The organism is Buchnera aphidicola (Periphyllus testudinaceus) (genome assembly GCF_964059035.1).
GTDB classification, from domain to species: domain Bacteria; phylum Pseudomonadota; class Gammaproteobacteria; order Enterobacterales; family Enterobacteriaceae; genus Buchnera_J; species Buchnera_J aphidicola_BN.
Window position 1 is genome coordinate 451,468 of record NZ_OZ060380.1, and the last position, 7,001, is coordinate 458,468.

Below are 7,001 nucleotides of genomic sequence, written 5' to 3' on the forward strand. Positions count from 1 at the left end.
AAATTTTCCTATTGATTGATAAAAAAAGTATACTTTTTAAAAGTAATTAAAAATTTTTTAATTTATTTTTATCTCTTACAGCTCCTTTATCTGCACTAGTAGCAAAAAATGAATAAAATTTTAAAGCAGATGATATAATTCGTTTTCTGTTTTTTGGAAAAAATGGTTGTTTTTTAGATAATTCTAATTTCATTCTTTTTATTATTTTTTTTTTAGAAACAAGTAATTTTAAAGTTCTATTAGGAATATTTATATCAATTAAGTCTCCATTTTTTACTAAAGATATTAATCCTTTATTTGCAGCTTCTGGAGATATATGTCCTATTGATAATCCAGATGTTCCTCCAGAAAATCTTCCATCAGTTATTAATGCACATGATTTATCTAAATTAATAGATTTTAAATATGTAGTAGGATATAACATTTCTTGCATTCCAGGACCACCTTTTGGACCTTCATAACGAATAACAATTACATCTCCTTTTTTAATTTTTTTATTTAATATTGCATATGATGCATCTTCTTGAGATTCATAAACTTTTGCAGGTCCTCTAAAAACTTGTATTTTTTTATCTACACTAGCAGTTTTAACAATACATCCATCTACTGCTAAATTTCCATATAAAATCGCTAATCCTCCATCTTTACTATATGCATTTTTTATTGATCGTATACAACCACTTTTTCTATTTAAATCAAGTGAATCCCATCTAAAAGATTGAGAATATGCTTTTTTAGTTTTTTTACCCATAGGACCAGCTAAAAACATTTTTTTTATTTTAGAATTATGTGAAATAGAAATATCAAATTTTTTAAATGTTTCTTTTAATGTTAATCCAAGAACATTTTTTATATTAGAATTAATTAATTTACCTTTATTTAATTCTGATAAAATAGATATAATTCCACCAGCTCTATGAACATCTTCCATATGATATTTTGAAGTACTTGGAGATACTTTACATAAATGAGGTATTTTTTTTGATAAAAAATCTATATCTTTTAAATTAAAATTAATTTTTCCTTCATGAGCAGCAGCTAATAAATGTAAAACAGTATTTGTTGAACCACCCATTGCTATATCTAAAGAAATTGCATTTTTAAATGCTTCTTTATTAGCAATATTACGAGGAAGAAGCGAATAATCATTTAAATTATAAAATCTTTTTGTAATTTTTACAATTAATTTTGATGCTTTTAAAAATAATTTTTTTCTATCTAAATGTGTTGCTAATAAAGTTCCATTTCCTGGAATAGATAAACCTAAAGCTTCAATTAAACAATTCATAGAATTAGCTGTAAACATTCCTGAACAAGAACCACATGTTGGACATGCTGATTTTTCTATTTTATCTACATCTAAATCAGAAAAATTTGGATTTTCACTACTCATTATAGCATCTACTAAATCTAATTTAGAATGATTTAAAAATTTATTTTTAACATCTAAATTTTTACCAGATTCCATTGGCCCTCCAGAAATAAAAATAGTTGGAATATTTAATCTTAAAGCGCACATTAACATTCCTGGAGTAATTTTATCACAATTTGAAACACATATCATTGAATCTACACAATGCGCATTAATCATATATTCTACTGAATCTGCAATTAATTCACGAGATGGAAGAGAATATAACATTCCAGAATGACCCATTGCAATTCCATCATCAATAGCAATTGTATTAAATTCTTTTGGAACTCCTCCTTCTTTATATATTTTTTTTGATATTAATTCTCCAACTTCTTTTAAATGAATATGTCCAGGAACAAACTCTGTAAAAGAATTTACAACAGCTATAATTGGTTTTCCAAAATCTTTATCTGTCATTCCAGTAGCTCTCCATAAAGATCTGGCTCCAGCCATATTTCTTCCATGAGTTGTTTTTCTAGAACGATATTCTGGCATAATATTTATCCTATAAATTTAAAATAATATAATATAAAAAAAATAAATATGATATATATAATACAAGGGTGGAGGGACTTGAACCCCCAACAACCGGTTTTGGAGACCGATGCTCTACCAATTGAACTACACCCTTTTTTATAATTTAATATATAAAATTAAATATTTATTAAAAAATTAATTATATTTATAAATTATTTTCTTAAAAAAATTATAAAGATATTTTTTTAAAAAATCAATAATATAATAAAATTTAATATATTATATTTGTTATTTTAATAGTAAAATGTTTATATATCAATATTTTTTAAAAATATTTTTTTAAATTTAATAAATATCAAAAAAAAAAATTTAATAAATTTTTATAAAGAGCAAAAAAAAAAATGAAACTTCCAATTTATTTAGATTATGCATCTACAACTCCAGTAGATAATATAGTTGCTAAAAAAATGATGAATTATTTAACTATAAATGGAATATTTGGTAATTCTGCATCTCGATCACATAAATTTGGATGGTTAGCAGAAGAAACAGTTAATATTTCAAGATTTGAAATAGCAAAAATTATTAATGCTGATCCAAGAGAAATTATTTTTACTTCTGGAGCAACAGAATCTAATAATTTAGCAATAAAAGGAATTGCAGAATTTTATAAAAATAAAGGAAATCATATTATAACAAGTAAAACAGAACATAAATCAATTTTAGATTCTTGTAGATATTTAGAAAATAAAAAATTTAAAGTTACATATCTAACTCCAAAAAAAAATGGATTAATAAGTCTTTCAGAATTAAAAAAAAAAATTACAAAAAAAACTATTTTAGTTTCTATTATGCACGTTAATAATGAAATAGGAATTATTCAAAATATTAAAAAAATAGCTAAAATATGTTTTAAAAATAACATTTTTTTTCATACAGATGCAACTCAAAGTATAGGAAAAATATTAATTGATGTTAAAAAAATTAAATTAAATTTATTATCTTTTTCTGCACATAAAATTTATGGACCAAAAGGAATAGGGGTTTTATATATTAAAAGAAATCCAAGAATTCGATTAAGCTCTCAAATTCATGGAGGTGGACACGAAAGAGGAATAAGATCTGGAACTCTTCCAATTCATCAAATTGTAGGAATGAGCGAAGCTTGTAAATTAATTCGAAAAAATATGAAAAAAGATTTTAAAAAAATTAAAAAATTAAGGGATATTTTATGGAATGGATTATCTTCAATTAAAGAAATAAATTTAAATAGTAATCTTAATTTAAATATTTGCGTTCCCCATATACTCAATGTAAGCTTTAATTATATTGAAGGAGAATCTTTAATTATGTCGTTAAAAGAAATAGGTATTTCATCAGGTTCTGCATGTACTTCAGCTAGTTTAGAACCATCTTATGTTTTAAAAGCTTTAGGATTAAAAGATGAATTAGCACATAGTTCAATTAGATTTTCTATAGGAAGATTTACTACAAAAAAAGAAATTTTATTTACAATAAATTTAATAAAAAAATCTGTAAAAAAATTACGTAATTTATCACCTTTATGGGAAATGTTTAAAGATGGCATTGATTTAAGTAAAGTAATCTGGAAAACATAAAATTAATTTTTTAACAAATTTAAAAAAAAAGAGAAATATATGTCATATAGTAAAGAAGTTATTGATCATTATGAAAATCCAAGAAATGTTGGATCATTTTCAGATAAAAATAACAAAAATATCGGAAATGGATTAGTAGGTGCTCCAGCATGTGGAGATGTTATGAAACTACAAATTAAAGTAAATAAAAAAGGAGTAATAAAAGATGTTTGTTTTAAAACTTATGGATGTGGATCTGCTATTGCATCAAGTTCTTTAATAACTGAATGGATTAAAGGTAAATCTATTCATTCTGCAAGTAAAATAAAAAATAAAAATATTGCTAAAAAACTTAATCTTCCTCCAGTTAAAATACATTGTTCAATTTTAGCAGAAAGTGCCATTAAAGAAGCAATTAAAGATTATAAAAAAAAAAATAATATAAAATAAAAAAAAATAATTTTACTTTTTTTAATTTATTTTTATTATAATTTTCAATATAACATATGAGAAATAAATGAATTATTTTGATTATTTTAATTTACCATTACAATTTAATATTAAAAAAAAAAAAATAAAAAAAAAATACTATTCTCTACAAAAAAAATATCATCCTGATTTTTATATAAATTGCTCATTAAAAAAAAAAAAAAAAGCTTTAAAAAAATCAATTTATATTAATAATGGTTATAAAATATTAAAAAATCCAATAAAAAGAATAAAATATATTTTAAAATTACATGGATATACTTTTAAATTAAATAAAGAAAAAAATAACTTAAAAACATCTTTTTTAAAAAAACAATATAAATATTATGAAACTTTAGAAAAAATTAAAATACAAAAAAATAACTATAAAAAAATAAATAAATTTTATAAAAAAATTAAAAAAAAATTAATAAAATATCAAAAAAAAATTGAAATAAAATTAAATAAAAAATCTTGGAATAAATCATTTTTAATTTTTCAAAAACTCTTATTTTTGAAAAAAATTCAAAAAAATATCAAGAAAATATTTTAATTTTTTAAAAAAAATTTTTTAAAATATAAAAATATTATTAAATATTTAAAAATAAAAGAGTATTCTTAATATGCCAAAAATTAAATTTTTACCTCATAAAAAATTATTACCCAAAGGAGGATCTTTTTTTGGAAAAAAAGGAGAATCAATTTTGGATGTTGCTTTAAGAAATAAAATAAATATTGAGCATGCATGTGAAAAATCATGTTCTTGTAGTACATGTCATTGTATTATAAAAAATGGATTTTCTACATTATCTAATATAAAAGAAAAAGAAGAAGATGTTTTAGATAAAGCATGGGGATTAACTGAAACTAGTAGATTGTCATGTCAAGCTAAATTAGGAAATTGTGACATTGAAGTAGAAATACCTTTATATAATACAAATTATATATAATTTTTTTTAAAAAAATATAAAAAATATTAATTATTTATTTAATATAAAAGGATTTTTACTATTTTTAAATTGTAGTAAAAGAGGAATTCCAAAAATATTTAATTTAGATTGAAAAAAATTATTTAAATATTTTTTATATGAAATAGATAAATCATTTAATTTATTTCCATGTATAACAATAATTGGTGGATTTATTCCACCAGAATGCGCATATTTTAATTTAGCTCTATTTTTATTATATGAACAAATAGAAGGTTTTTGTTTATTTACAGCTTCTTTTAAAACTTTTGTTAAAAATGAACTATTAAATTTTTTTGTAGTTAATAAATACATTTTTTTAATTAATTTTAAAAGCATTATTCTTATTTTTTTTTTAAAAAGAAAAGACAAAAAATTACATTGTATATTTTTTATAAATCGAAAACGAAAATAAAAAGTTTTTTTAAAAATAATTTTTTCTGATTTATTTAATAAATCCCATTTATTAACTAAAACAATCATAGAGCATCCATTTTTAAAAATTAGATTTGATAAAATTAAATCTTGATTAGAAATAATTTTTTCAGTAGCGTCTATCACTAATAATGTTATATCTACTTTTTTTAAAGTTTTTAATGTTTTTTTAATAAATTCTTTTTCAATAAAATTTTTTATTTTAGATTTTTTTCTAATTCCTGGTGTATCAAAAAAATTATATTTTATATTATTATCAAATGTAGATACTAAAATAGTATCTTGAGTAGTACCAGAAATATTTGAAGTAATTAATCTTGAATTATCTTTAATTAATCGATTAATTAACGTAGATTTTCCTGAATTTGGTCTTCCAATTACAGATATTTTAATAATATTTTTAAATTTTTTTATTTTTTTTTGATTATTTTCTAAATTATATTTTAATATAGAATCTTTTTTTATAAATTTAATTAATTTTTTTTTTAAAAAATTAATATCATTTAAATTAATAGCAGATATTTTATAAATTTTTTTAAATCCAAATTTATATAATTCAATTAAAAGAAAATCATCTATTTTTTTATTAAATTCATTAATTATTACAATAACTTTTTTATTTAATTTTCTAATTTTTTGACTAATTTTATAATTTAAATTATTAAATCCATGTATTGAACTTATTATAAAAAATACTATATCTGATTCTTGTATAGATAAGTTAATTTGAAATAAAATTTTTTCTTTAAGTATTTTTTTATTTAAAAAAAAACCTGCAGTATCTATTAAATTAATATAATAATTATTTAATAAAAAAAAACTTTTTTGTCGATCACGTGTAATTCCTTTATATTTTTTTAAAACTAAAGATTTTTTTTTTTTAATTAAATTATTAAATATTGTAGATTTTCCTACATTTTGGCAACCAATAAGAGAAATTGTTAAAGTCATTAATAGAACCTAATTTATTATTAAGATTATATAAATTTTTAAAAATAGATTTTTTAAAAATTTAATAAAAAAAATTTTTAAAAATTGGATTTTTTACCCAATAAAAAAAATATTTTTTATGAGATAATTTATTTTTAAAAATATTTTTACTATATAATTTAGAAAAATTAATCCATGGATAATCTTTTATTTTTTTTAAGTTTTCAAAGGCTAAATTATCTTTTTTTAAAAAAAATTGCATTCTAGAAATTCGAAAATATAAAATATTATTTATAAAATTATTTTTTGTAAGAACTTTATTATTTTTAAAATATTTTACTATATATAGTATATCATTTTTTTTTAAATGTTTATGTGTATATTTTAATAAAGATAAAAATTTATAAGTTCCTTTTTGTTTTTTAAAAAATATTTGTAATTTTTTTTTACTAGCATAGTCTATATAATTTTTATAAGTAATAAAATCTATTTTTTTTTTATTACAAACAATATTTTTTTTTAAAAAAAATAAAGATATTAAAAAAAATAAAAAAAGAAAAAAAATAAAAAAAAAGAACTTATAATTTTTGATTTTTTTAAAATTCATAGAAAATTTAAAAACCTGAATAAATTAAAATTTTTTATATAATAAATATATATGTTTTATTTTTTAAATCAATAGTTTATTAAAAAAAATATTTTAAGAACATT

The 7,001-nt window shown here is 19.1% G+C and carries 7 protein-coding genes and 1 tRNA gene; 4 read left to right on the forward strand and 4 right to left on the reverse strand.

All coding sequences use genetic code 11. From position 1 onward, the window contains the following. Window positions 1–46 precede the first annotated feature (46 nt). Both ilvD and AB4W45_RS02235 read right to left on the reverse strand, forming a co-directional pair. Entirely contained in the window at window positions 47–1,909 is a 1,863-nt protein-coding gene (gene ilvD / locus AB4W45_RS02230) for a dihydroxy-acid dehydratase (RefSeq protein ID WP_367671230.1), read from the reverse strand. A gap of 63 nt (window positions 1,910–1,972) precedes the next feature. Beyond that, a tRNA-Trp gene (locus AB4W45_RS02235) sits at window positions 1,973–2,045 on the reverse strand. Window positions 2,046–2,292: 247 nt separating this feature from the next. On the opposite strand from AB4W45_RS02235, the gene AB4W45_RS02240 reads away from it, so the two are divergent. The 4 genes from AB4W45_RS02240 (at window position 2,293) to fdx (ending at window position 4,907) form a co-directional block, all read left to right on the forward strand. Further along, complete coding sequence (locus AB4W45_RS02240) at window positions 2,293–3,510, forward strand: IscS subfamily cysteine desulfurase (protein ID WP_367671232.1); 1,218 nt, start codon at window positions 2,293–2,295, stop codon at window positions 3,508–3,510. A gap of 39 nt (window positions 3,511–3,549) precedes the next feature. Beyond that, window positions 3,550–3,939 carry a Fe-S cluster assembly scaffold IscU gene (gene iscU, locus AB4W45_RS02245; protein ID WP_367671233.1) on the forward strand — a complete coding sequence of 130 codons (390 nt, stop codon included), beginning with the start codon at window positions 3,550–3,552 and terminating at the stop codon, window positions 3,937–3,939. Between the two features lie 67 nt (window positions 3,940–4,006). Further along, on the forward strand, window positions 4,007–4,510 hold the full coding sequence (hscB, locus tag AB4W45_RS02250; RefSeq protein WP_367671234.1) for a Fe-S protein assembly co-chaperone HscB: 504 nt from the start codon (window positions 4,007–4,009) through the stop codon (window positions 4,508–4,510). A gap of 70 nt (window positions 4,511–4,580) precedes the next feature. Continuing rightward, window positions 4,581–4,907 carry an ISC system 2Fe-2S type ferredoxin gene (gene fdx / locus AB4W45_RS02255; protein ID WP_367671235.1) on the forward strand — a complete coding sequence of 109 codons (327 nt, stop codon included), beginning with the start codon at window positions 4,581–4,583 and terminating at the stop codon, window positions 4,905–4,907. 30 nt (window positions 4,908–4,937) lie between these two features. Here fdx and der read toward each other — a convergent pair whose 3' ends face one another. Both der and AB4W45_RS02265 read right to left on the reverse strand, forming a co-directional pair. Further along, window positions 4,938–6,311, reverse strand: a complete 1,374-nt coding sequence (gene der, locus AB4W45_RS02260) for a ribosome biogenesis GTPase Der (RefSeq protein ID WP_367671237.1) — start codon at window positions 6,309–6,311, stop codon at window positions 4,938–4,940. A gap of 61 nt (window positions 6,312–6,372) precedes the next feature. After that, window positions 6,373–6,897 carry a hypothetical protein gene (locus AB4W45_RS02265; RefSeq protein ID WP_367671239.1) on the reverse strand — a complete coding sequence of 175 codons (525 nt, stop codon included), beginning with the start codon at window positions 6,895–6,897 and terminating at the stop codon, window positions 6,373–6,375. Window positions 6,898–7,001: the final 104 nt, after the last annotated feature.

Bases quoted from the DNA above. Each gene is read 5' to 3' on its own strand.
- ilvD (WP_367671230.1), bottom strand. From the start codon at position 1,909: ATGCCAGAATATCGTTCTAGAAAAACAACTCATGGAAGAAATATGGCT.
- fdx (WP_367671235.1), top strand. From the start codon at position 4,581: ATGCCAAAAATTAAATTTTTACCTCATAAAAAATTATTACCCAAAGGA.
- hscB (WP_367671234.1), top strand. From the start codon at position 4,007: ATGAATTATTTTGATTATTTTAATTTACCATTACAATTTAATATTAAA.
- AB4W45_RS02265 (WP_367671239.1), bottom strand. From the start codon at position 6,897: ATGAATTTTAAAAAAATCAAAAATTATAAGTTCTTTTTTTTTATTTTT.
- AB4W45_RS02240 (WP_367671232.1), top strand. From the start codon at position 2,293: ATGAAACTTCCAATTTATTTAGATTATGCATCTACAACTCCAGTAGAT.
- iscU (WP_367671233.1), top strand. From the start codon at position 3,550: ATGTCATATAGTAAAGAAGTTATTGATCATTATGAAAATCCAAGAAAT.
- der (WP_367671237.1), bottom strand. From the start codon at position 6,311: ATGACTTTAACAATTTCTCTTATTGGTTGCCAAAATGTAGGAAAATCT.